A 24,036-nucleotide genomic window follows, 5' to 3' on the forward strand; every position below is an offset into this window, starting at 1 on the left:
GAACTCAGGCCTCACCTGTGATCTTCCTGTCGTTCAGAAGGTAGGTCACATCGGCCGTAAATGAATAGAAAAGCAATGCAAGAGCGAGCCCGAGGAGGGGTGCCGACAGGGCATGGGGAACAATCGGCATAAGCGCGACGGCAAGCGCCGCCCCCTGCAAGACGCAAATCAGTTTGCGTCGCCACGAGTCCCGCAGGTCTCCCCGCATCCTTGGGATCAGCCACTGGGCGAGGACGAAGGCGTAGCGCATCAATCCGATCATCAGAACCCATGGACCTGCCTTGCCGGCGAGTGCAGCCAAGGCCGACAGGAGAAGAATGAGGAAGGCATCCACCTCCATGTCGAAGCGGGCGCCATATCGCGAGACGGTCCCGCTTTTTCGCGCGAGGTGGCCGTCGACACCGTCCAGTCCGAGAAAGACGGCGGCAACACCCGTGACGATCCAGAGCGTGGAGGAGAGGGGAGCCTGCGACGACGGCAGGGCGGCGGCAACGATTCCGCCGATACCCGCGGCAAGGGCGGCTCGGAACGTGGTCGTGGCGTTCGCGGGCCCGAATGCCCCGTGGGGATAGAGGTGCAGATACCGAAGAGCAAGAAATCCGATCACGGAGAAGATCATCAGGCCGGCAACCGAAGCCGTTCCCGTTATTCCGGTCGCAGGCCCCATGACGTCTGCCGCGAGAAAGACGACCAGAGCCGAAGCTGTCATATACAGTACGGCCTGGGCGTGTACAGGCGGAGGCCGGCCGCTCCAACTCCGGCCTGGCTTCAGGGGCCGGCCTCCGTCAAGATTGCTAACCATCTTCCGGCTCCGGCGGGAGATGCAGTTCATCTGAACCGGCCATGCCGTTCCTGCAGACCCGAATTTATGAACTATGCATGACAGTCTCCACGGCAGCAATACATGGCGCATTCCTCGCCGCCGGGCAGATAGCGTCAAATTAACGTGAAGCCACCGGGCTTGGTGCAAGTCGAGGATCTTGTCCTGACCGCCGTGCCCGCTAAGTCCGATGACACTTAGGGGAGAGGATGAACGGACGTGAGGATCGCAGAGATCGGTCGTTTGGCTGGAGACCGCGACAACCGGGCGAAGGCCCTGTGGTTCGAGGAAGCGCGCACCTGCGTCCTCCGCGATGAGCCGCTGCCGCCTCCGGGTCCGAAGGACGCGACGGTGCGGGCTTTGTTCAGCGGCATCAGCCGCGGGACGGAGGCATTGGTGTTCGAGGGCCATGTGCCGGAAAGCGAATACGACCGGATGCAGGGACCTCACCAGGGAGGAAAGCTGCCCTTTCCCGTCAAGTACGGCTATGCGGTGGTGGGCGTCGTGGAAGAGGGGCCGGCGGAGCTTTCAGGGCGCACTGTCTTCTGCCTCCATCCGCACCAGGACCGGTTCCGGGTCGAAGCGTCGGCGGTCCATCCGGTCCCTGAAGATGTGCCTGCTGGCCGTGCCGTTCTGGCCGCCAACATGGAGACGGCGCTGAACATCGTGTGGGACGCCGGCATCCTGCCCGGCGATCGGGTGGCGGTGTTCGGCGCGGGGGTGGTAGGCCTCCTGACCGCCTATATCGCATCCCGTATCCCCGGTACGGAAACCGTCATCTGCGACACCTCCCCCGTGCGCGGGACGCAGGCCGGCGCTCTGGGGCTGGCCTTCGCTCTGCCGCAGGAGGGGCCGGTGAACTGCGACGTGCTCGTCAACGCTTCCGCGGCCCCGGAGGCGCTCGCCGGTGCGATCGACCACGCCGGCTTCGAAGCAAAGATCGTCGAGGCGAGCTGGTACGGCGACAGGTTGGCTTCCCTCTGCCTCGGAGGCGCCTTCCATGCCCGGCGGCTCTCCATCGTCAGTTCCCAGGTCGGCTCCGTCGCGGCGGGTCGCCGCGCCCGCTGGAACCCTGCAAGACGGCTGCGCAAGGCGCTCGACCTGTTGGCCGATGAGCGGCTGGATGTGCTGATCTCCGGAGAGACGCCCTTCGCAGATATCGCCGAACCCTATCCCGGCATCATCGCTTCGCCGGATACGCTGTGTCATCGTATTCGATACTGAAAGGAAACCCATGTACGCCGTCGAGGTCCGTGACCATATCATGATCGCCCACAGCCTGCCGCGACCGGTGTTCGGTCCGGCGCAGGGCATGCACGGTGCGACCTTTGTCGTCGACGCGGCATTCTTCACCGCTGATCTCGATGATAACGGGCTGGCGGTCGACATCGGCCTTGCAACGGCAGCGCTGGCCGAGGCTCTGAAGCCGCTGAACTACCAGAACCTGGATGAGCTGGAGCCTTTCCGCGGCAAGGTCACCACCACCGAATTCCTGGCGAGGCATATCTTCGACCAGTTGGCCGATGCGATCGCGAACGGACGGCTCGGTGAGGGCGGCAGCCGTATCAGGCGGCTGCGGGTGCTGCTGCACGAGTCGCATGCCGCGCGCGGCTGGTACGAGGGGGAGCTTTGAGCGGAACGCTTTATTTCGCCTATCCGGGCGACCTCCAGGCACGAACCGGGGGATATGGTTACGATCGCAGGCTGGTTGCGGAACTCGGGCACATGGGCTGGGACGTGCGGCTCCTGCCGCTGGGCAGCGGTTTTCCCGATATTGATCCGCAGCGCCTTTCGAAGGCGGCCGAGGTGCTCGATGCAGTTCCCGACGGGGCACTCGTGCTGGTGGATGGTCTGGCCTTCGGCGTACTGGATGAATGGGCTGCCCGGCGGCATGACGATGTCCGTCTCCTTGCCCTGGTGCATCACCCGCTGGCGCTGGAGACGGGGCTTCCGGCAACCGTTCAGGAGGAATATCGTCGGCGCGAAAAGCACGCGCTTTCATTCGTGCGCGGTGCCATTGTCACCTCCGCCGCCACCGCGCGGGAGCTTGAACAGAACTATGGCCTGTCCCAGGCAGCCATCGCGATCGCTTCTCCGGGAACAGATCCGGCCCCGCTCGCTGGAGGCAGCGGCGATATACCGGCCATTCTGAGCGTCGGATCGCTGATCCGACGGAAGGGACATGACGTGCTGATCGATGCGCTGGCCATGCTGCGTGATCTTTCCTGGACGTGCAGGATCGTCGGCAGCCGGGCACTTGATCCCGCAGCCGCCGACGCGCTCGAAGCGCAGATACTTGCCGCGGGTCTGGCTGACCGCATTGCGCTCGTGGGCGAGGTGGAGGACGTGCGCACCGAATATATGCGTGCCGATGTCTTTGCGCTGGCAAGCCGTTACGAGGGCTACGGCATGGTGTTTGCGGAAGCCCTGGTACACGGTCTGCCGATCGTGGGCTGCGCAGCCGGCGCGGTTCCGGACGTGGTGCCGGAAGGGACAGGCCTGCTCGTGCCGCCGGATGACCCGCGGGCTCTGTCTAAGGCACTGCGGCGCGTGTTGACGGACACGAATTTGCGCTCCGCAATGGCGGATGCCGCGGCCGTTGGCGGTGCGTCACTTCCGTCCTGGCGCGAGACGGCAGCGGTCGTTGCCCGGTTCCTGGAGGAGCGCGGATGAGCGGGTTCGACATTCGTTGGCTCGACCTGCGAGAACCCGCCGACCGGCGGGCGCGGGACGCAGGACTATTGGCGGCGGCATTGGCAGCTATCCATCGGGCAGGAACGGCGCGGGTGCTCGATATCGGCTGCGGCACCGGCTCGACCTATCGCATGCTCAGGACGTGGCTCCGGTCGACGGTGCAATGGCAACTTCTCGACCGAGATCCGCGCCTGCTCGCCGAGGCCAGGCGGCGTCATGGCGGAGATGCCCTTACCTTTGTGGAGGGCGATCTGGCCGAACTGGAGAGGCTGCCATTGGAGGGGGCGGCGCTGGTGACGGCGTCGGCGCTCTTCGATCTCTGCTCTGCCGACTTCATGGCCCGCTTCGTGTGTCGCCTGCGCCGCGCGGGTGTGGGTCTCTACGCGGCGCTCAACTATGACGGCGAGATGTCATGGTCCCATCGGCATCCCCTGGACGATGAGGTGGTGAAGTCCTTCAACGCGCATCAGAGCAGGGATAAGGGTTTCGGTGCCGCCGCAGGGCCGGATGCGTGGAGCATCCTTTCCGACAATCTCCACGCGCAGGACTTTCGCATCATGACGGCGGCCAGCCCGTGGATTCTCGGGGGGCAGGATGCCGAGCTCCAGCGATCGCTGCTGGACGGTATAGTGGAGGCTGTTGCCGAGGAGGGGAACCTGAGCGCGAAGGACCTGCAGGATTGGCACGCCTACCGGATTGCCGCGATCACCAGTCCGGTAAGCTCATGCCGTGTCGGACATCAGGATGTTCTCGCTCTCTGCTGACGATACCCTTCGCCGGACGGACCGGAAGTCGCAATCGAAGACGAAGTCGGTGCCGATGTCATAGACATTCACCTTCGGGCGGCGGGCCTCCGAGAGGCGGTCCACAGGGGCCAGCGTCGTGCCCATCGGCCCTGACCCGATGATGATCGGCGCGATCGAGACATGCAGGCGATCGACGAGATCGGCATCGATGAAGCGGGCGATGGTCTTTGCGCCACCTTCGACCAGGATGCCGGTCAAGCCGCGGGCTGCCAGTTCATCCAGGATATCGCGGGGATGAAGCCCGCCGCCACGGCGGGGAAGCCTCACCACCTCGCTCTCCGGAGGTGGCTCGGGAGCATCATCGGCCTGCACGATCAGCACGGGCGCGCCTCCATCCCTCAGCATCTTGGCATTGGGTGGGATGCGGCCGTTGCAGTCGATCACGACCCGGACCGGATTGGGACCGGGAACGGCGCGAACGGAAAGGCTGGGATCGTCCGCCACCACCGTGCCGACGCCGACGACAACGGCGTCAACCAGGGCGCGGCAGCGATGAAGATGGGCAATTCCGTCGCAGCCGGAGACGTCCTGTGCGTCTCCCGTCGGCGTCGCGACCCGGCCGTCGAGGGACTGCCCGACCTGCGCGAGGACCAGGGGACGGTCGCGCAGTGCGATGGGGGCGTAGAGGCGCCACGCCGCTTCCGCGTTGTCGGGCGATTGCGATGTTGCCGAAGGGTCTCGGCGAAGGGCAAGGAGCCGCTGCCAGATTTCCTCGGTCATCCTTGCCGCGTACATTTCCCCTCCCAAAAGCATGCGATCGATAGCCGTCAATGCCCGGCCGATCCGGATGTTCCGGAGCGGAGGCTGCTTCCAGGCGTACGATCCCTCAACATCCTCCCCGGTGCAAGGCAGCCTGGATCAGGTGCTCCTTCCACCCAGATCATCGAGATAGGTATTTTCCGCCCGTGACGCCGCATAGGCTGACAGATCGATGTCCGTCACGAGCAGCGCCTCGCCCTCCGCTGCCGCTTCTGCAAGCAAAGAGCCGTCCGGCGCGGCGATCCGGGAAAGGCCGGCATAGGCGAAATGCGGGTCGGAGCCGCAGTGGTTGACATAGGCGACGAAGACCTGGTTCTCGAAGGCGCGCACGCGGATCATGTGCTCGGCGATGAAGCGGCCCGACGAGCCGGCCGGCAAAGCCGTCGGGACCACGACCAGTTCGGCGCCCGCCCGGGCGAGCCGCCGCACGTTTTCAGGGAACTCGACATCGTAGCAGATCAGCATGCCGATCCTGACGCCGTCCACCGATGTGAGGATCGAGGCGGGATTGGCCGGGCGGAACCAGCGTTTTTCGTAAGGTCCGTAGAGATGGGACTTTCGGTAGACGGTCTGTTGGCCTTCGCCCTCGGTGAGGAGGGCGCTGTTGTAGACGTCGTCGCCGTCCCTTTCCGCGAAGCCGGCGACGATGGCAAGGCCATGCCGGCTTGCAATGGCTGCAAGCCGTTCGGGAAGATCACCGTCCGCAGAGTCGGCGAGGTCAGGGAAATGCTCGGCCGCGCCATAGCCCGTCAGCGCCAGTTCGGGAGCTATGAGAAGCCGGGCGCCGGTCGCGGCAGCCTGGGCGGCGGCCGTCTCGATCTTCATGAGGTTGGCGTCGATGTTGCCGACTGTGGCCTGCATCTGCAGCCCGGCGATCTTCATCGCTCGTCTCCCATTGCTCCCAGGAGCTTCGGCAGGTCACCGAAACGGGCGACGAGGCCGAAGACGAGCGCCGCGATCGCCAGGAACAGGACGGTGACCGAGGCCATGGTCGGCGTATATCCGTAGCGCAGCGCGTTGAAGATCTTGATCGGCAGCGTTTCCATCGTGAAGCCGACGGTCATGTAGGCGACGATGTATTCGTTCAGCGACAGCACGAAGGCGAAGGCATAGCCGGAAACGATGTAGGGCAGGATCAGCGGCAGTACGACCGTGCGGAAAATCACCCGGTCATCGGCGCCCATGGTTGCGGCGGCTTCGACCAGCGAGCGGTCGATGGCGGAAAAGCCGAGTGACAGCGTGACGAGCGGCAGCGTGACGAAAAAGATGGCATGGCTGATGGCGGCGGTCCAAGGCTGGCCGTAGAAGCCGGTGGTGGCCCAGAAGGTCAGTAGGCCAAGTGCGGTGATGACCGGCGGCAGGGTGAAGGGCGCCACGCCCAGCAGTTGGAAGATGTTCGCCCAGGGCGCCACCCGCCGCCACAGGAACCAGGCGAGTGGGAGCGCGATCACCAGCGCAAGCGCTGCCGAAGTCGCGGCAAGCGTCAGGGATGCCACAAGTGCGCTGCGCCATTCCGGATTGGTGAAGATCTCACTATACCATGACAGCGAGAAACCCTGGGGCGGGAAGGCAAGTGTCTGCTTCTCGTTGATGGACACGCCGGCGACGACGATCAGGGGCAGGGCGAGGAACAGCCCCACGGCAAAGAAGAACAGACGCTTCAGCAGGGAAGTCATGCAGCCTCCTTGCGGCGTCCGGCATAGACCGCCAGGCCGACGAGTGCGAGCGAGACGAGCACGAGGAAGACGGCCATGGCGGCGGCGAAAGGCATGTTCGACTGGTAGATCGCCTGGTCGGTGATGAGCACGGAGAGCGTCCAGTGCTGGGGGCGGCCGAGAAGCTGCGGCAGCAGGTAGGAGCCGAGCGCAAAGATGAAGACCATGATCAGCGTCGCCAGGATAGTGTTGCGCAGTGCCGGCACCACGACGGTGAAGAAGGCGCGTATCGGGGAGGCGCCGAGGGTGCGGGCAGCTTCCGTCAAGGTGGGATCGAGACGGACGAGTGCCGGATAGAGAACCAGGACGGTGTAGGGCAGGGCCTGGTAGGTCATCGCCGTCATCACGGCGCCGAAACTTGGCGTCAGAGCCTGCGGCGTCTCCATTATGCCGATCGCGACGAGGAGGTTGGTCAGCCCGGCGGTGCGGGAGAACAGGGTGGACCAGGCAAAGCCGATCATCACCTCCGACAGCGACAGGATCGACAGCAGGGCGACGAGCCAGAGAATCTGCACCTTCCGGGCGGCCCTGGACATCAGATAGGTGAAGGGAACACCGATCACGATGCAGGCAACAGCGACGGCGACGGCGAGGAAAAGCGAAAAGCCGAGAACCTTGCCGAAGAAGAGGCTGAGGAAGCGGGCGTAATTGTCCCAGACGAAGGCCGGCTGGTAGAAGCCGCCCTGCTCGCGCTCGAAGAAGGAGACCGCGATCATCGTCGCGAAGGGGATCACGAAGAAGACGATCAGCATCCCCGCCGGGAAGAGGAGCGGGCCGTAGTCGGCGAGCCGCTGGGGCGGTTCGCGCCTCATCGGGCAAGCACCACGCTGGTCGCGGGGTCGAGCCGGATGCCGACCTGCTGACCGACCGTCACCTCCGGCCGTGTGCGTGGAGCGGAGACGGCGACGATCTGCTGGCCGGAAGCTTCCACGAAGGTTTCCACGGTGCCGCCGAGGTCGCGGATGAAGGTGACGCTACCGTCGATGGTGCCGTTGCCGGGTGCGGTGATCTGCACGTCTTCCGGCCGGACGGAAATCGTCCCCGCCATGGCACCGGCGAGCGCGAGGCCCTCGACAGGCGTTCCAAACACGGTGGCCCGGCCGCTGCCGTCGACGGTGTAGGGGAGAAGGTTGGTTGAGCCGATGAAATCGGCCACGAAGGAATCCGCCGGCCGGCGGTAGATATCGACGGGTGCGGCGGCCTGGCGGATTTCGCCGCCGTTCATCACCACCACCGTATCGGCCATGGTCATGGCTTCGCGCTGGTCGTGGGTGACGACGATGGTCGTGATACCGAGCTGCTGCTGCAACTGGCGCAGTTCCACCTGCATTGCCTCGCGCAGCTTTGCGTCGAGCGCCGAAAGCGGCTCGTCGAGCAGGAAGAGCTTGGGCGAAATAGCCAAGGCACGGGCGATCGCCACGCGCTGGCGCTGCCCGCCGGAGAGCTTCGTGACGGAGCGGTCGGCGAAGCCTCCCAGGTGGATCATCGCCAGCAACTCGTCGACCCGTTTCGTCTGCTCCTCCTTCGGCACGCCGCGGATGCGCAGCGCATAGGCGATGTTTTCCCCGACCGTCAGGTGCGGGAAGAGCGCCAGCGACTGGAAGACCATGCCCAGATTGCGCTTGTGGGTCGCAACCTGGGTAATGTCCTCGCCGCCCAGCCGGATCGAGCCGCGGGTCGGCAGGTCCAGGCCGGCGATCATGCGCATCAACGTTGTCTTGCCGCAGCCCGAGGGGCCGAGCAGGCACACGAAGGTACCGTCCGGAACCGACAGGCTCACGTCGTTGACGGCTGTGAACGTGCCGAACTGCTTCGTCACGTTGCTGAGGATAAGTCCAGACATTCGCTCTCCGCTCTGGTTGCGCGGGCGCTCTTAGCTCAAAGGCATTCAGGCGGCCACCCTCTTTCGAAGAAGGCGGCCGCGATATGTCAGCCGGCGATCATCTCCGTCCACTTCTGGTTCAGGAAGTCGGACTTCGTTTGATAGAGGTCGTAGCGCGGAATGATCGGCTCGATGTCGGACGACACGGCGTTGAATTCCTCTGCCGTCAGGTCAAGCAGGTCGCGCTTGACGGTCGGCGAGGTGCCGACCTTGCGCGACAGCGTCGCCTGGATCGCGGGCTGGCACATGTAGTCAATGAAGACATGCGCCTCTTCGGTCTTTTCCGAGGCTCGCGACAGCGCCCAGCAGCCGGAGTCGAGGATGCCGCCTTCCTTCGGGAAGGTCGAGCGGACCGGATGTCCGTCGGAGGCAGCAAGGCCGGTAACATCATGATAATACTGGCCCATCGGGATCTCGCCCGATTTCAGCGCCTGCTCGAACTGTGCCTCGTCGCGATACCAGAGGCGGACATTCGGCTTTACTTCCGCAAGTTTCTCGAAGACCTTGAGGATGCCTTCCTCGGTGTCGAGCGCGTCGGTGCCGCCAAAGTGCGTCTTGGCCGTTACTTCCAGCAGGAAGGAGTTGGACACCAGCGCCAGGAGGCCGATCTTGTCGACATTGGCCGAGTCCCACAGCGCCGTCCAGGAGGTCGGCGCCTCCTTGTAGACATCCGTGTTGGTGACAAGCGTGATGTACCAGGAAACAGCCCCGATGCCGGCCACGCGGCCGTCCGGATACTTGTTGACGAATGCGTCGATCAGGCCGGAGGCGTTCTTGATCTTCGCCATGTCGAGCGGCGTCCAGAGGTCGGTTGCCTGACCCTTGAGCATGGCGACCTGAGACATCATGGAAACATCGGCCGGGGCCTGGCCGGCGCGCGCTGCCTGTTCCAGCTGAACGAGCCAGGCTTCGCCCGTGGGCTCTGCGATGGATTCCACGGCGATGCCGGTCGCCTTGGTAAATTCCGGGAAAATGTTCTTGTCGAAGGAATCCTTGAAGTAGCCGCCATAGACGCCGACCTTCAGCGACTTGTCCTGCGCCCGCAGAATGGACGGCATGGCCAGCATTGAGGCGCCCGCGAGGCCGGCGCCGAGGATCGTCCGGCGGCTGGCCTGGGTCTTGAGGATGTCACGCATTGATGTTCTCCTGTGTTTGCCGGCAGGTTCTTTTCGCCTGCCCGGCGCGTTCCCACTTCGTTTGTTACCTTACGTCAGCCGCGGCCCGTCACGGAAGGGCTGAAGACCATCAGGCTGAGGATTTCGAACAGTATCTGGGCACCAGCCTGCGCCGTGTTGGTCGTGGCGTCGTATTGCGGAGCCACCTCCACGACATCGCCCCCGACAAGATTGATGCCCTTCAGGCCGCGAACGAGTTCGAGCACCTCGCGCGTCGTCAGCCCGCCGATTTCCGGCGTCCCGGTGCCCGGTGCGAAGCTCGGGTCGAGGCTGTCTATGTCGAAGGAGAGATAGGTCGGGCCATCGCCAACGACCTGCCGTGCCTTTTCGATGATCGCCGGCATCCCCATGCCGGTGACCTCTTCCGCATGGATGACGGTCATGCCGGAGGCATAGGAGAACTCCCAGATGTACTCTGCCGCACCCCGGATACCGATCTGGATGGTGCGGGTGGGGTCGAGGACGCCGTCCAATACCGCATTGCGGAACGGCCCGGCATGATGGAACTTGGTATGGTCGAAGGGGCCGCCGGTGTCGCAATGGGCGTCGATGTGGATCATGCCCACAGGTGCGTTCCTTCCGACGGCCTTCAGGATCGACTGGCTGATGGAATGATCCCCACCGACCGCGAGCGGAACGACACCCGCATCGACGATCTGGTTGAAGCGCTTCTCGATGTCCTCGTGACACATTTCCAGGCTGTAGCGGCTACGCAACGGAACGTCGCCGATGTCGGCGACCCGCAGATCGAAGACCGGCGCCGTCTTCAGAAAGTGATTGTAGGGGCCGATCCGTTCGATCGCGCGAAGCGCCCGCGGTCCGAAGCGTGAACCGTTGCGGTTCGTCACGCCGAGATCCATCGGCACGCCGGTGATGGCGACCTGGAGATTCCCGAAATCGGGATTTTCCGCCTCCACCGGCATGTGCGGCGCTGAAAGGAAAGTCGGAATTCCGGCGTAAGGGGCAAGACGGGTGCCGCTCTTGGAGAAGATCTTGTCCGCGACCTTCTTGAAGTCCGGATCGTACAGGTTGCCGCCGTGGCCCGAGCCGTATTTCTCGCGCAGCTCGCGGAGCTTGCTCTCATCCATCGCCATCATGTCCTGTCGTTGAAGCTGGCTTGCCTAATTTTGGTTCCCGGACGTTTTTCGCCTCTGTTTTGGGCATTATCGGCAGAACAGAGCTGGAAATGCAATTGACGTTGTTCTAGCAGATGCTGTGAGAAAAATTCACGTCAGGCTTATGGATGTCAAACCGTCTTCCCCCGCTCAATCCGTTGAAGGCCTTCGAGGCTGCCGCGCGCCTCGGCTCGGTATCGGCGGCGGCTCGTGAACTGCGGGTCACCCACGGCGCAATCAGCCATCAACTGAAAACGCTGGAGGAAGCGCTTGCGACCGCGCTCCTCGACCGCAGCGGCAAGCGGCTCAAACTGACATCGGCCGGTGCGCTGCTTCTGCCGGCAGTGACGCAGGCATTCGGAGGGATCGCGGCTGCCACGGCCCAGATGAAGCGGCCGGCGACGTCCGGCAAGCTCGCCATCACCTGCGTACCGGCGCTCCTCTCCTTCTGGATCGTGCCACGGCTCAATTCCTTCACGGAACAGTATCCCGACGTCACGCTGACGCTGGCGGCGTCCAACGATCCGGCACACCTGCAGTCGCCCGAGGTCGACATCTGCATCCTTTACGGTGACGGGAACTGGCCGGACGTCTGGACGAGGTTGTGGAGCCATTTGCAGCTTTTCCCGATCGCCAGCCCGACGCTCCTGAACAGCCGGCCGCTTCGCTCGGTGAAGGATCTCGAAGACCATGTGCTCCTGCATGGGGACACGGACGGGCGGGAATGGAAGACGTGGCTGGCGGCCGCCGACGGCGCGCACCTGTCTCGTTGCAGGCAGCATTTCATGGGGGACGCACGCTTCTCGACCGAGGCCGCACTGCATGGCCAAGGCATCGCGCTCGGCGACACGATCACGGCGGCGAAGATGATCGCCCAGGGGGACCTGCTCGTGCCGTTCGATCTCGGCGTGCCGGCGAACGACGCATTCTACGTCGCCTGCCGGCAGGAAATGCGTGCCGCGCCTATCGTCCGCGTCTTCATCGACTGGTTGTTTTCGTCGCTCGATGCCGATCGGCTGCCGGAGCCGCGAAGCATGGCGAGGACCGTCCTTGCAGGCCGCATGGCAAAGTCGTGAGCAGGACGTTAGTCTCTGGATGTGCGCCCGCACTGCGGCGTGAAGGAGCCTCGACATGAACGTCACTATCTACCACAATCCGGACTGCGGAACGTCGCGGAACGCGCTCGCGATGATCCGCAATTCCGGGATCGAACCGGCCGTCATCGAATATCTGAAGATGCCTCCAAGTCGCGACCAACTGGTCGACATGATTGAGGCCGCGGGACTTTCTGTAAGGGAAGCGATCCGCCAGAACGGCACACCTTATGCCGAGCTTGGACTGGACGATCCCAGCCTCGGCGACGAACAACTCTTGGATGCCATGCTTGCGCATCCCATCCTCATCAATCGGCCGTTTGTCGTATCGCCGCTCGGCACGCGTCTTTGCCGCCCCTCCGAGGTCGTGCTGGACATCCTGCCCGACACGCACCGGGGCGCGTTTGCGAAGGAGGATGGCGAGCCGGTTCTGGATCGGGACGGCCGGCGGATAGGCTGAGGACGCGCCGGCCCCGAAAATCCGGAACGGCAGGCCCGGAGGGGCTGCCGTTCAGGTTATTGATCAGGCTGCCAGCACTGCAGTATTCAGACCTTAGCGCTTTCGCCCGCTTCGCGCAGATTGGCGAAGCGCATGGTAACTGTGCGCAGGTTGTCGTCGAGCCATCTCGCCATGTTCTGCTCTTCCTGCAGGTTGGTCTGCAACGCAGACGTGGCGAAGGGGAAGCCTCCGAGTTCGGCCACCGTAAGGAGCGACTTGTAGGCGGCGATCTCGAAGTTTTCGAAAGCGAAGTTGGCGAAGGAGTTCTTGAGGATTTCGTCGCCCGCCATGGTATGGCCCATGGCCGCCATGGCGCCGGTAAACGAAAGAGCCATGTCCTTCATGGAGGAATGGCTTTCATCCAGTTGCTGGAGCAGTTCCTCCAGACGGGCGATCTGCCCTTCGGTTTCCCGAATGTGCTCCTCCAGCCGCCGTGCGACCTCGGGGTAGTTCTCGATCCGCGAGACCTGCGGCTTCATGATCGACAAAGCCTGGTTTTCCATCGCGTGGGCGTTCTTCAAGCCGGTCACGAAGATTTCGCGGGTTGCGCTGGTATCAGCCATTTCCTTCTCCATTCAAAGGTTGATGTGCCGGCACAGGAACCCTCGGCACAGCTGAAAGTTCCGGGACGTCGATGTCCTGCGGGCCGATGGATTTTCTCATCTGGCCGGTTTATCCAGTTAGCCTTGGTTGGGGGATGGCGTGGACTGGTTGGTACTGAGCGAAGAGGAATGGGTCGCAGTCCGGTTGAGCCTGAAGGTTGCAACGGTCGCGACGCTCTGCAGCCTGCCCGTGGGGATAGCCGTGGCCTATCTCCTGGCCCGCGGTCGGTTCTGGGGAAAATCGCTGGTGAACGGCATCGTGCATCTGCCGCTGATCCTGCCGCCCGTGGTCACCGGCTTCCTGCTGCTCCTCACATTCGGGCGCCGCGGCGCGGTCGGGCAGTTCCTCTACGACTGGTTCGCAATCAGCTTCTCGTTCCGCTGGACGGGGGCCGCCTTGGCCAGTGCCATCATGGGATTTCCCCTGATGGTCCGGTCGATCCGTCTTTCGATGGAGGCAGTCGATCAGAAGCTGGAGGAGGCGGCAGGAACGCTCGGGGCCGCGCCTCTATGGGTTTTCCTCACGGTCACATTGCCCCTGACGCTGCCGGGAATAGTGGCAGGAACAATCCTGGCGTTTGCGAAGGCCATGGGAGAGTTCGGCGCCACGATCACCTTCGTCTCCAATATTCCCGGAGAAACCCAGACGCTTTCAGCGGCCATCTATGTGCTGACCCAGGTTCCAGGGGGAGACGCGGGTGCATTGCGTCTTACCGTGGTCGCCATCGTCATCTCCTTTGCGGCCCTTCTCGCATCGGAATGGCTGGCGCGACTGGCCGCCCGGCGGGTGGACGCGTGATGAGGCTGTTCGTCGAGGTGAGACAATCGCTCGGGGCCTTCCATCTCGATGCATCCATCGCCGCCGACGGTGGTGTGACCGCTTTGTTCGGCCGGTCGGGCTCCGGCAAGACGTCGCTGATGCGGGTCATTGCAGGACTTGCCAGACCTCAGTGGGGCCGGGTCGTCTTCGACGAGACGGTGCTGCTGGACACGGAGCGGAGCATATTCGTGCCGCCTCACAAGCGTCGCTTCGGCTATGTTTTCCAGGAGGCGCGGCTGTTCCCGCATCTGAGCGTAAGGGGAAATCTCGGATATGGCCGGTGGTTTTCACCCCCTGCACGCGACCGTGAGGATTACGACCGGGTGGTGGAGTTGCTCGGGATCGCGCCCTTGCTGGACCGTGCACCGGCCAATCTCTCGGGCGGGGAGCGCCAGCGGGTTGCCATCGGCCGCGCCCTGCTGGCCTCGCCCCAACTGCTGCTCATGGACGAGCCGCTTGCTTCGCTGGACGAGGAGCGCAAGGGGGAGATACTTCCCTATCTGGAAAGGTTGCGCAACGAAACGGATATTCCGATCGTCTATGTCAGTCATTCGGTGGCCGAGGTGGGGCGCCTTGCCGATCGGGTCGCGATCATGGCGGGCGGGCGTGTCGCCGCGATAGGAACGCCTTCCGAGGTTCTCAAGGGGAAACTGCTGTCGGCCCACGAGCGCCGGGAAAGCGGCAGCATCCTCGCCGGTATCGTCCGGTCGGTCGACGGGCAGCACGGCCTGGCTACGGTGGCCGCGGACGGCCTTCTGGTGGCCGTTTCCGATCCGGCACTTCATGAGGGGCAATCTGTCCGGCTTCACATCCCGGAGAGGGACGTGATGATCGCCACTGTCATGCCGGTCGGTCTCAGCGCCCTCAACGTCTTCGAGGGGGTCATCTCGACGCTGGAGGATGAGGGCAGCGGCGTCGTCAGAGTTTGCATCGCCAGTGGTGACGCACAGATATTCGCCCGCGTCACGGCCTTTTCCTGCGAGCGCCTGGGTCTCATTGCGGGCCGGCCGGTCTATGCCGTCGTCAAGTCGGTGGCGCTGGCGCGCTGAAGGGTCCATCGGCAAATCGCAGATTAGGTTCGAGACGTGCTGGCGCATTCCCTCCGCTTGTGCAAAATCCGTCCGGAGCTTGGTGGAGGAGCCAGGGGAGGAATGTCCATGGATTTCGTGCTCGACGAAGAGCAGGCCGCCATACGGCAGATGGCGCAGGATTTCGCTGATGAGGAGATCACCCCGTTCGCTCTCGAGTGGGACCAGAACAAGCACTTTCCGGTCGACACCATTCGCAAGGCCGGAAGGCTTGGGATGGGAGGGATCTACATACGCGAGGATGTCGGTGGATCAGGTCTCGGCCGCGTCGAATCGGCACTCATCATCGAGGCGCTGGCGAGCGGATGCCCGGCGGTTGCGTCCTACATATCCATCCACAACATGTGTGCCTGGATGATCGACCGTTTCGGCAGCGACGAACAGCGCCGGCGCTGGCTGCCAGGCCTCGTTACCATGGACATGCTGTCGAGCTATTGCCTCACCGAGCCAGCATCCGGGTCCGACGCTGCGGCCCTCAAGACCAAAGCGGTGCGGGACGGCGACCACTACGTGGTGACCGGCGAGAAACAGTTTATCTCCGGTGCCGGTGCCTCCGACCTCTACGTCATCATGGTGCGAACGGGCGAGGACGGCCCGAAGGGCATTTCCACGCTGGTCGTTCCCGCAGACACGCCCGGCCTTTCCTTTGGCGCCAACGAGCGGAAGATGGGCTGGCACGCACAGCCGACGCGCGCCGTCATTCTTGATGGAGTACGGGTTCCGGTCGCCAACCGGCTGGGGGAGGAAGGGGACGGCTTCAGGATCGCGATGGCAGGGCTCGACGGCGGGCGGTTGAACATCGCTGCCGCTTCACTGGGCGGCGCCCAGGCCGCGTTCGACAGGGCGCTGGCCTACATGAAGGAGAGGAAGGCCTTCGGCCAGCCGCTGACCGCATTCCAGGCCCTGCAGTTTTCGCTGGCGGACATGGCAGCAAACCTCGAAATGTGCCGGACCTTCCTCTGGCGCGCCGCAACAGCCCTGGAGGCGAAGGCGGATGATGCGACGACGCTGTGCGCGATGGCCAAACGTCTGGTGACGGACCGTTGCTTCGAGGTGGCCAACAGCGCGCTGCAGTTGCATGGCGGCTACGGCTACCTCGCAGATTACGGGATCGAGAAGATCGTGCGCGACCTCAGGGTGCACCAGATTCTGGAGGGCACGAACGAGATCATGAACGTCATCGTCGCCCGCTCGATCCTCGCGCGCTCGTCCTGAAATCATAGCAATGGCATCCGGGCGGCAACCGTAACTCCGTCCGTTCATGGGAGGAAAACATGGCAAGCAATCTCGCATTCATCGGACTGGGCAACATGGGCGGGCCGATGGCCGCCAACCTGGTGAAAGCCGGTTACGGCGTGAAGGGTTTCGACCTCTCCCCGGAATCGTGCGAGGCGGCGACGGCCAACGGGGTCACGGTCGTTGCCGGTGCAGTGGATGCGGTGAAGGATGCGGACGTGGTGGTGACGATGCTGCCTGCGGGCAAGCATGTGATTTCCGTCTGGAAGGAAATCACCGCTGCCGTGCAACCGGGAACGCTGCTGATCGACTGCTCGACCATCGACGTCGATAGCGCCCGGCAAGCCCATGTCCTGGCCAAGGAGGCAAGCTGCCTCTCGCTCGATGCACCGGTCTCGGGCGGTACCGGAGGTGCGGCCGCCGGTACGCTGACCTTCATGGTCGGCGGTGCTGCCGAGGCTTTTGCCCGCGGCGAGGCGGTGCTGCAGAAGATGGGCAAGAAGATCGTCCATTGCGGCGATGCCGGAGCAGGGCAGGCCGCCAAGATCTGCAACAACATGATCCTAGGCATCACCATGGCGGGTGTCTGCGAGGCGTTCGTCCTTGGAGAGAAACTCGGGCTTTCGCATCAGGCCCTGTTCGACGTCGCCTCCACCTCTTCCGGCCAATGCTGGTCTATCAATACCTACTGCCCCGTTCCGGGGCCGGTGCCGACCTCGCCGGCCAACAACGGCTACAAGCCCGGCTTTGCCGCCGCGCTGATGCTGAAGGACCTCAAGCTGTCGCAGGAGGCTGCCGGGGCGGCAGGCGCAACCACCGAAATGGGTGCGCATGCGGCAGACCTCTATGAGCGGTTCAGCGCACTCGGCCACGGCGGCGACGACTTTTCGGGGCTGATCAACTTCCTGCGGGAGAAACGTTAGCAAAGGCGCCGGTTCAATCGTCGGAATAGCGCTCCTCCGCCCAAGGGTCGCCACGCATATGGTAGCCGTTCTGTTCCCAGAAACCTGCCCGGTCGGCCGAGAGGAATTCGATCCGATTGAGCCACTTCGCGCTCTTCCAGAAGTAGAGGTGCGGCACGACGAGCCGCACCGGGCCGCCATGCTCCAGGCTCAGCGGCTCCCCCTGCCAACGGTGGACGAGCATTGCATCCTCGGCGGCGAAATCGGACAGCAACAGGTTGGTAGTATAGCCGTCATAGCTCGTCAGCATCACGGCGGCGGCCTCCGCCTTCGGACGGACGACTTGGAGAAGATCGCGGGTGGAAACGCCGGTCCACCGGTTGTCGTAGCGCGACCAGGTGGTCACGCAGTGGATATCGGAACGGGTTTCTGCCTGCGGCAGCTCCAGAAATTCGCTCCAGTCGAAGGTGCGGGCATTGTCGACGAGACCGCTGACCTCCAGCCGCCACTGCGCAGCCGAGACCTGCGGTTGCTGGCCGAGGTCGAGCACCGGCCAGTTCTTCACCAGGTGCTGCCCCGGCGGCAGCCGTTCCGTTTCGGAGCGTGAGACCCTGCCTGTGAGAAAGCGGCCCTCATCCGCCCATTGTCGCTTTGTACGTGTGAGCTTGGTGTCCTCGGGAGTGGGCTCGTCGGCCATAACCTGTCCTTTCGTGGCGATCTCGTCCTTGCCAGCGGCGATATTCTGGTAAATGAGTGGGCAGATCAAATGCCGCGCGCCGTATCGGAGCGCCATCCTTGGAATGTCTATGCCCGCCTTCAATCCTCTCGTAGAAAGACTTGCTCCGCCGCCAGTTCCATCCGTCTTCGCCTGGGGCAGGTCGTATGACGGCTCGCGCGGACCGCTGATCGACCTGTCGCAAGCCGTTCCAGGCTATCCGCCACATCCTCACATGCTGTCCCTGCTGGGCGAGATGGCTTCATCGACCGCCTATTGCGGCTACGGGCCGATCGAAGGCGATTCCGGCCTTCGCAGCGCCTATGCCGCGCATGTGAGCCAGATTTATGGTGTCGCGCTAACGCCCGATAACATGCACATCACCTCGGGCTGCAACGAAGCGTTCGTCAGCGCGATCATGGCAGTGGCCGGCCCCGGCCAGACTGTACTCATGACCAATCCCTTCTATTTCAACCACGACACCACGCTGGCGATGATGGGCGTGAAGATGCGGACCGTCTCCTGCCATCCGGAGGACGGCTTCGTTCCGCGGGTGGAAGCCCTCGCCGCTGCCGTCACGGCAGAGGTCCGGGCCCTGGCGCTGGTGTCGCCGAACAATCCGACCGGCGCCGTTTATCCGCCGGATCTGCTGCTGCGGATTTTCGAACTCTGCCGCGACAAGGACATCTGGCTGATCCTCGACGAGACCTACCGCGATTTCCTGCCGGAGGCCGGCCGGCCTCCGCACGGTCTCTTTGCGCAGAAGGGCTGGCAGGACCGGCTGATCGGTCTCTACAGCTTTTCGAAATCCTTCTGCATTCCCGGCCATCGGCTCGGAGCCATTACGGCCGGCCCCAAAGTCGTCGAACAGGTCGCCAAGGTTATGGACAACCTGCAGATCTGTGCTCCCCGTGCGGCTCAGGCCGCCGTCGCCAAGGCTCTCCCGCTGCTTGCGGACTGGCGCGAGGAGAACCGCCGGGAGATCGTGCGCCGTGCGGAGGCGTTGAAAGCCGTTATGGCGACGGTGCCGGACTGGCGGGTGGATGCGGTCGGAGCCTATTTTGCCTTCGTCCGCCATCCGTTCCAGTCGCTGGAATCCGCTGCGGTGGCCGAGCGTCTTGCGAAGCAGGCAGGGATCCTCTGCATTCCCGGAGACTATTTCGGGGAAGGCCAGCAGCACTACCTGCGCTTCGCCTTCGCCAATGCCGACGTGGGCACCATCATGACGCTCGGGGATCGGCTTCGGGAGTTCGATAGCCTTCGTTCCGAATAATCCTGTTTAGTTCTCCTAAGGCTGCTATATGCGTCCGATCCGAAACATCGGCTCATGACATGGCACAGAGATCAGGCAGCGCCGACCTTCCCCTTCACGGCGGACGAGTGCCACCGTGGCTCGGCCAGCGAATGACGCGTCTCGGTGCGTTGATCACCGAGGCGATCGTTCACCACTACGGGCGTGACGAGTTCCTGCGGCGCATGGCGCATCCGTTCTGGTTCCAGTCGTTCGGTGCCGTCATGGGGATGGACTGGCATTCATCCGGCATCACCACGAGCGTCATCGGGTCGCTCAAACGCGGCCTGGCACCGCTCTCGCGGGAACTCGGCATCCATGTCTGCGGCGGGCGCGGCCAGCATTCCCGCAAGACGCCGGAGGAACTGGCGGCGATCAGCAACCGCGTCGGCATCGACGGCGGTGCCCTGGCCGGCACGAGCCGGCTGGTGGCGAAGGTCGACAGCGCCGCTGTCCAGGACGGCTTCGATCTCTACCTGCACGGCTTCATCGTCACCGACGACGGCAAGTGGGTGGTGGTGCAGCAGGGCATGAACGGCGACAGGCGCCAGGCCCGTCGTTACCATTGGCTGTCGGAAGGCCTGGAGGGCTTTCTTGATTCTCCCCACGCCGCGATCGAAGGGCGGGGGCAGGGGGAGATCATCAACCTGGCGGACCACCGGGCGCACGCCTCCCGCTCCGTTCAACTCGACCTGCTCGCCTCGCTCGGCCCCGACAGGATCGTCTCCGAGGTGATTGCGCTGGAAGGTCGCGGACCGGTGGAGCGGGCTCAGCCCATGCTGCCGCATCTGGTCATGCCCGCGCATCACGACGTGCGGGAAAGCGACGTGAACATGAAGCGCCTTCACGGAACCCTGGCGGCCGCCGCAGACAGGGGACCGGCGGATTTCGAGCAATTGCTCCTGGTACCCGGAGTGGGCGCCCGCACGGTCAAGGCGCTCGCCATGGTGGCGGAGGTCGTGCACGGTGCGCCGTGTCGTTTTTCCGATCCGGCGCGTTTCTCACTCGCCCACGGCGGAAAGGACCGCCATCCTTTCCCGGTGCCCCTCCAGGTCTATGACGAGACGATCAGGGTGATGAAGTCGGCGGTCGGCAAGGGCAGGCTTGGGCGGGAGGAGGAACTGCAGGCACTCAAACGCCTCGACGACCAGGCGCGCCAACTGGAACGCTATGCGACGGGGCCCGATCTCAAAGAGATCGTCGCAGGCGAGTTTCGTGCCTCGCCAGCCCTCGGCGGACGCAGCGTGTTCGGCTGGGAAACTTCATCCGGGCCGGAGGGCGCCGGAGGCGGTAACGGTGGCCGTCGCCGATCCTCCTCCAGCCGGCCGTAGATCCGATCAGGCGGTGGCGCGCCGGCCGGCGGGCGCCGTCAGTCGGTGAGCCAGATCGGAGATGCGCTTCATCGCCACGAGAAGGACGTCGTCCGGCACCGTCAGGGATATGCGAAGAAAGCCGCTCGCCTGCTCTCCGAATGACACTCCCGGCATTACCGCGACCTTCTCCTGGCGAAGCAGTTCCCATGCGAAGTCCAGGCCGGTCAGGCCGGTGGCGGAGACGTCGAGCAGGATGAACATGCCGCCTTCCGGCAGCATAGGCCTCACCAGATTATCGCCTGCCAAGGCCTCCTCCGCGAGGACGGCGCGACGGCGGTAGTTCGCACGCATCGTCGGAGCCATGTGGAAGTCGCGGGAGAGCGCCAACGCCGTCATGTCAGCGATGAAGGGTTGCACTCCGAACAGCATGGTTTCGGAGACCGGCAGCAATCTGCGGCAGAATTCGGCAGGACCGGCCGCCCAGCCGCTGCGGAAGCCGGGGGCGGCATGGGATTTCGAAATGGAGGAAACCACGATCGTCCGTTCCGCCAGTTCCGGCATGTCGAACGGAGACGCGAAGGTGACGTTGTCGAACACGAGTTGTTCGTAGACCTCGTCGCAGACGATCCAGAGGTCGTGCCTGCGGCAAACTTCGCCGATAGCGGCAATCTCCTCGGCCGTCAGAACGGCGCCCGTGGGATTGTGGGGGGTGTTCAGCATGACGACGCGCGATTGCGGCGTCACGGCACGCTCGAGGTCGTCTGCCTGCATGTGGAACCGCTTCTCCGGACGCAACGGAACCATTACCGGATGCGCGCCGGTGGACGAGATGACGCCTTCATAGGTGGCATAGAGGGGATCGCCGACGAGAACCGCATCGCCCGTTTCCACAAGTCCCGTCATCACGGCATAAAGGGCCGTCTGCGTACCGGGAAAGCAGAGGAAATTCTCTTCCGTCACACCCTGTCGGCGGGCAGAATACTTCTCCACGAGCGCCTTGAGCACGGATGCCTCGCCTCGTCCGTTCGAATACTTGATCCGGCCGGAATGCATGGATCGCGCGGCTTCATCCAGCAGGGCCTTATCGGGAGCGACATCCGGCTCGCCGATGGTGAGCTCGATGATGTCTGCCCCCTCCTCCTTCATCCGGCGGGCGGCGATATGGACGGCCCAGCGGCCGGAGCCGAGATCTGCCAGTCGGTCGGTGATGGAGGCATAACGCATGTCTGGTCCTTTGCTGGTCACAATCTTAAGACAGTTCACCCCGGGAAAGCCTCAGCAGTGCTTCTACGGAAATGATGGCTGTTTCTGCGATTTCCTGATCCTTGAACATGTCCGGCGCAAGGGTGCCTTCGAGCCACAGTCCGTCGATCAGGCCGTTGAGCGCGATCGCTTGAAAACGGCATTCCCGCGAAGGCACCTGTCGGCCGCATTCCCGGAAGAAGTCCATCAACAGTTTCTCGGTCTCGCCGAGGAAGGTCAGGTAGCTTTCCCGGTGGATGGCTGCGAATGCGGGATCAAGCGGTATGTGGCTGATGAAGGCTGCCCACAGGGACAGCGTCCGGCTGTCGGTGACCGGGGGCGTGACGTTGGCGACGATGAAGCGCCGAAGCCGGGTGCGGGCATCGGTTCCCTCGGCGGCCGATGTCGTCGTCTCGGTAATCCCGCTCATCAACTGCCGGTAGGCCGCCTGCAGCATCTGATCCTTCGTGTTGAAGTAGTGGCGAATCAGGCCCGGCGTCACGCCGGCGCGTGCGGCGATCTCGCGGACGGTGGCACCCTGGATGCCGGCCTCGGCGATGCAGTCGAGGGTTGCGGCGATCAGTTCCTCACGGCGCTCCGTCTCGCTGGCACGGTGGTAACTGCGGCGCGTGTTCATTCTGTCCTTGCTGGATATGCTGCGATCTGCGGGATGCGAGCGTCCGCCGCATTGCCTTTCATTCCGCTTTCCGTCTGTTGTTATACGTCCGGATAACAACTTGCAAGCCGCCAGTATGTTCGCTGCATCAGCGGCGGCCATCGGCCAATTTCGCTGCCGCGGGAAGGCGGCGCAACCGCAGCATTGCGGCAGCGCCGACGAAAGGGCCGATAGCGAGGATCGAAAAGGTCCACTGCCAACCGCCCAGCACTTGCGCCAACCGTGGCAGTATCCATATCATTGCGATCGTGAGGGCAAACCCCATGCCCATCTGGAGGGAGAGTGCCGTGCCGATATAATTGCGATCGGCAAGTTCGGTGACCGCAGCGGAGAACTGGGCGGAATCACCGATGATGGTAACGCCCCAGATGATGACGAGGAGCACCAGAAGCCATGGCGGACCCTCGAAAACAAAGCCGATCAACAGGGCGCAGGTTCCCGAGACGATCATCATGCCCGCGGTTGTAGCCGTGCGTCCGATCCGGTCGGACAGGATACCGCCTGCGAGGCAGCCGGCCACGCCGATGGCCACTGCCGCGAAGGTGAGAAGCGAGGCCTGCGCAGCCGTGCCATAGCTGCCGGCCTCAAAGGCGGCGGTAATATAGGCGAGCAGCCAGGCCCACATCGCATAGAGCTCCCACATATGCCCTAGATAGCCGATATTCACGAGGGCGACGTTACGATCCCGAAGTACCCGCCCGATCTGCCGTGGGTCGAACACCGCCTTGCCATAGGGGAACGGGCCTTCACGCACGCATACGAGGAAGATGAGCATGCTGCCGAAGGCGGCCGCGCTGGACAGGATGACGACCTGCTGCCATGCGACTCCGGCCATGACGCCACGGAACAGGTGCGGCATGGATGAACCGGCCGTTATCGCGCCGATGACACCGGCGAAGGCAAGGCCGCGGCCCTGGACGAACCAGGTCGATACGAGCTTCAGGGCCGATGGATAGACACCTGCGAGGGCAAAGCCCGTCATCACCCGGCACAGGACGGCCCATGCAGGTCCCGGTTCCAGCAGCAGGAGGCCGTTCGAGACAGCCGCGAGTGCGGATGAACCGGCCATCAGCCGGTTCATCCGGATCAGGTCCGGCAGGTTGAACAGGCTTGCGAGCAGCGCTCCCAGAACAAAGCCGATCTGGACGCCGTTGGTGAGCCAGGCCGCTGCTGCCGGCGAAAGGCCCCATGCCCGGCTGAGATCGGGGGCGATTGCGGTTGCGGAGAACCATGTGGAAAAAGACAGAACGACTGCAAGGCAGAGTATCGTGAAGGTCGTCCACTTTCCAAGGGTTTCGCTTTCCAGCGAGGGAGTCGATTCCGCCGCCAATCCTCAGTCCTCCAGCCGGGCGTGCAGCTACGGTCCGGTCACGGACTGCTGCACTCCTCTCCTGGCTCAACTGTATCTTCCCTGCCGATGACGTCCAGCCCACTTCGGGCCGGAGCGTCCCGAACGGGGGCACGCATCCGTCCGGCGGCGCATCGACGTCGGGGGAAGCTCTCTAGCCGCCGAGCCAGAACTTGATGATCAAGCCCAGGACACCCACGGCTAGGACGCCTGCCAGCCATAGTCCGACAAACCAGAATATCCG

General features: G+C 63.9%; 25 protein-coding genes. 12 read left to right on the forward strand and 13 right to left on the reverse strand.

Annotated elements, in window-relative coordinates:
• Positions 1-4 precede the first annotated feature (4 nt).
• On the reverse strand, positions 5-709 hold the full coding sequence (locus RTCK_RS10370) for a CDP-alcohol phosphatidyltransferase family protein (protein WP_185927985.1): 705 nt from the start codon (positions 707-709) through the stop codon (positions 5-7).
• Positions 710-1,039: 330 nt separating this feature from the next.
• Between RTCK_RS10370 and RTCK_RS10375 the strand changes: the two genes are divergently transcribed.
• The 4 genes from RTCK_RS10375 to RTCK_RS10390 are packed head-to-tail and all read left to right on the forward strand — an operon-like array spanning position 1,040 to position 4,278.
• Positions 1,040-2,044 carry a zinc-dependent alcohol dehydrogenase gene (locus RTCK_RS10375; RefSeq protein ID WP_235988661.1) on the forward strand — a complete coding sequence of 335 codons (1,005 nt, stop codon included), beginning with the start codon at positions 1,040-1,042 and terminating at the stop codon, positions 2,042-2,044.
• Positions 2,045-2,054: 10 nt separating this feature from the next.
• A complete protein-coding gene (locus RTCK_RS10380) occupies positions 2,055-2,453 on the forward strand; it encodes a 6-pyruvoyl trahydropterin synthase family protein (protein WP_142592752.1) in 399 nt (132 codons plus the stop codon).
• Positions 2,450-3,493 (forward strand): glycosyltransferase family 4 protein, encoded by a 1,044-nt coding sequence (locus tag RTCK_RS10385; protein ID WP_142592753.1) that lies wholly within the window; start codon positions 2,450-2,452, stop codon positions 3,491-3,493. Before RTCK_RS10380 ends, RTCK_RS10385 begins: the two co-directional genes overlap by 4 nt.
• Positions 3,490-4,278, forward strand: a complete 789-nt coding sequence (locus tag RTCK_RS10390) for a class I SAM-dependent methyltransferase (protein ID WP_142519568.1) — start codon at positions 3,490-3,492, stop codon at positions 4,276-4,278. The genes RTCK_RS10385 and RTCK_RS10390 overlap by 4 nt, the downstream gene beginning before the upstream one ends.
• Here the strand turns inward: RTCK_RS10390 and RTCK_RS10395 are convergent.
• The 7 genes from RTCK_RS10395 to speB form a co-directional block, all read right to left on the reverse strand.
• A complete protein-coding gene (locus tag RTCK_RS10395) occupies positions 4,237-5,055 on the reverse strand; it encodes a RibD family protein (protein ID WP_142519569.1) in 819 nt (272 codons plus the stop codon). The genes RTCK_RS10390 and RTCK_RS10395 overlap by 42 nt on opposite strands.
• 123 nt (positions 5,056-5,178) lie before the next feature.
• The gene (locus tag RTCK_RS10400) at positions 5,179-5,961 is read right to left on the reverse strand and encodes a carbon-nitrogen hydrolase family protein (protein WP_142592754.1); all 783 of its coding nucleotides are present in this window, start codon (positions 5,959-5,961) and stop codon (positions 5,179-5,181) included.
• Positions 5,958-6,755, reverse strand: a complete 798-nt coding sequence (locus RTCK_RS10405) for an ABC transporter permease (protein ID WP_142592755.1) — start codon at positions 6,753-6,755, stop codon at positions 5,958-5,960. The genes RTCK_RS10400 and RTCK_RS10405 overlap by 4 nt, the downstream gene beginning before the upstream one ends.
• On the reverse strand, positions 6,752-7,606 hold the full coding sequence (locus tag RTCK_RS10410; protein WP_142519572.1) for an ABC transporter permease: 855 nt from the start codon (positions 7,604-7,606) through the stop codon (positions 6,752-6,754). The genes RTCK_RS10405 and RTCK_RS10410 overlap by 4 nt, the downstream gene beginning before the upstream one ends.
• A complete protein-coding gene (locus tag RTCK_RS10415) occupies positions 7,603-8,637 on the reverse strand; it encodes an ABC transporter ATP-binding protein (RefSeq protein WP_142519573.1) in 1,035 nt (344 codons plus the stop codon). Before RTCK_RS10415 ends, RTCK_RS10410 begins: the two co-directional genes overlap by 4 nt.
• Positions 8,638-8,723: 86 nt before the next feature.
• Positions 8,724-9,812 carry an ABC transporter substrate-binding protein gene (locus RTCK_RS10420; RefSeq protein ID WP_142592756.1) on the reverse strand — a complete coding sequence of 363 codons (1,089 nt, stop codon included), beginning with the start codon at positions 9,810-9,812 and terminating at the stop codon, positions 8,724-8,726.
• Between the two features lie 74 nt (positions 9,813-9,886).
• Positions 9,887-10,945, reverse strand: a complete 1,059-nt coding sequence (gene speB / locus RTCK_RS10425) for an agmatinase (RefSeq protein ID WP_142593104.1) — start codon at positions 10,943-10,945, stop codon at positions 9,887-9,889.
• 149 nt (positions 10,946-11,094) lie between these two features.
• On the opposite strand from speB, the gene RTCK_RS10430 reads away from it, so the two are divergent.
• Entirely contained in the window at positions 11,095-12,042 is a 948-nt protein-coding gene (locus tag RTCK_RS10430; RefSeq protein WP_142592757.1) for a LysR substrate-binding domain-containing protein, read from the forward strand.
• A 55-nt stretch (positions 12,043-12,097) separates the two neighbouring features.
• Positions 12,098-12,520 carry an arsenate reductase (glutaredoxin) gene (gene arsC / locus RTCK_RS10435; RefSeq protein WP_142592758.1) on the forward strand — a complete coding sequence of 141 codons (423 nt, stop codon included), beginning with the start codon at positions 12,098-12,100 and terminating at the stop codon, positions 12,518-12,520.
• An 86-nt stretch (positions 12,521-12,606) separates the two neighbouring features.
• On the opposite strand, the gene RTCK_RS10440 is transcribed toward arsC, so the two are convergent.
• Positions 12,607-13,122 carry a ferritin-like domain-containing protein gene (locus RTCK_RS10440; RefSeq protein ID WP_142519577.1) on the reverse strand — a complete coding sequence of 172 codons (516 nt, stop codon included), beginning with the start codon at positions 13,120-13,122 and terminating at the stop codon, positions 12,607-12,609.
• A gap of 139 nt (positions 13,123-13,261) precedes the next feature.
• On the opposite strand from RTCK_RS10440, the gene modB reads away from it, so the two are divergent.
• From modB to mmsB, 4 genes are all read left to right on the forward strand, one after another.
• Positions 13,262-13,960 (forward strand): molybdate ABC transporter permease subunit, encoded by a 699-nt coding sequence (gene modB, locus RTCK_RS10445; protein ID WP_142592759.1) that lies wholly within the window; start codon positions 13,262-13,264, stop codon positions 13,958-13,960.
• Positions 13,960-15,030 (forward strand): molybdenum ABC transporter ATP-binding protein, encoded by a 1,071-nt coding sequence (modC, locus tag RTCK_RS10450; protein WP_142592760.1) that lies wholly within the window; start codon positions 13,960-13,962, stop codon positions 15,028-15,030. Before modB ends, modC begins: the two co-directional genes overlap by 1 nt.
• A 108-nt stretch (positions 15,031-15,138) precedes the next feature.
• The gene (locus RTCK_RS10455) at positions 15,139-16,284 is read left to right on the forward strand and encodes an isobutyryl-CoA dehydrogenase (RefSeq protein WP_142592761.1); all 1,146 of its coding nucleotides are present in this window, start codon (positions 15,139-15,141) and stop codon (positions 16,282-16,284) included.
• A 59-nt stretch (positions 16,285-16,343) separates the two neighbouring features.
• Positions 16,344-17,228 (forward strand): 3-hydroxyisobutyrate dehydrogenase, encoded by an 885-nt coding sequence (gene mmsB / locus RTCK_RS10460; protein ID WP_142592762.1) that lies wholly within the window; start codon positions 16,344-16,346, stop codon positions 17,226-17,228.
• Positions 17,229-17,241: 13 nt separating this feature from the next.
• Here mmsB and RTCK_RS10465 read toward each other — a convergent pair whose 3' ends face one another.
• Positions 17,242-17,904 carry a sulfite oxidase-like oxidoreductase gene (locus tag RTCK_RS10465; RefSeq protein WP_142592763.1) on the reverse strand — a complete coding sequence of 221 codons (663 nt, stop codon included), beginning with the start codon at positions 17,902-17,904 and terminating at the stop codon, positions 17,242-17,244.
• A 109-nt stretch (positions 17,905-18,013) separates the two neighbouring features.
• Between RTCK_RS10465 and RTCK_RS10470 the strand changes: the two genes are divergently transcribed.
• Together RTCK_RS10470 and RTCK_RS10475 are read left to right on the forward strand one after the other, a co-directional pair.
• A complete protein-coding gene (locus tag RTCK_RS10470; protein ID WP_142593105.1) occupies positions 18,014-19,195 on the forward strand; it encodes an aminotransferase in 1,182 nt (393 codons plus the stop codon).
• 59 nt (positions 19,196-19,254) lie between these two features.
• Positions 19,255-20,544 carry a DUF763 domain-containing protein gene (locus tag RTCK_RS10475; protein ID WP_142592764.1) on the forward strand — a complete coding sequence of 430 codons (1,290 nt, stop codon included), beginning with the start codon at positions 19,255-19,257 and terminating at the stop codon, positions 20,542-20,544.
• 6 nt (positions 20,545-20,550) lie between these two features.
• Here the strand turns inward: RTCK_RS10475 and RTCK_RS10480 are convergent, their stop codons facing one another.
• From RTCK_RS10480 to RTCK_RS10490, 3 genes are all read right to left on the reverse strand, one after another.
• The gene (locus RTCK_RS10480) at positions 20,551-21,750 is read right to left on the reverse strand and encodes a pyridoxal phosphate-dependent aminotransferase (RefSeq protein ID WP_142592765.1); all 1,200 of its coding nucleotides are present in this window, start codon (positions 21,748-21,750) and stop codon (positions 20,551-20,553) included.
• A gap of 25 nt (positions 21,751-21,775) precedes the next feature.
• Complete coding sequence (locus RTCK_RS10485; RefSeq protein ID WP_142519586.1) at positions 21,776-22,405, reverse strand: TetR family transcriptional regulator C-terminal domain-containing protein; 630 nt, start codon at positions 22,403-22,405, stop codon at positions 21,776-21,778.
• A gap of 127 nt (positions 22,406-22,532) precedes the next feature.
• A complete protein-coding gene (locus tag RTCK_RS10490) occupies positions 22,533-23,774 on the reverse strand; it encodes an MFS transporter (protein ID WP_211181454.1) in 1,242 nt (413 codons plus the stop codon).
• Positions 23,775-24,036: the final 262 nt, after the last annotated feature.

Source organism: Pseudorhizobium endolithicum (assembly GCF_902153245.2).
In the GTDB taxonomy this organism is placed as follows: Bacteria; Pseudomonadota; Alphaproteobacteria; order Rhizobiales; family Rhizobiaceae; genus Neorhizobium; species Neorhizobium endolithicum.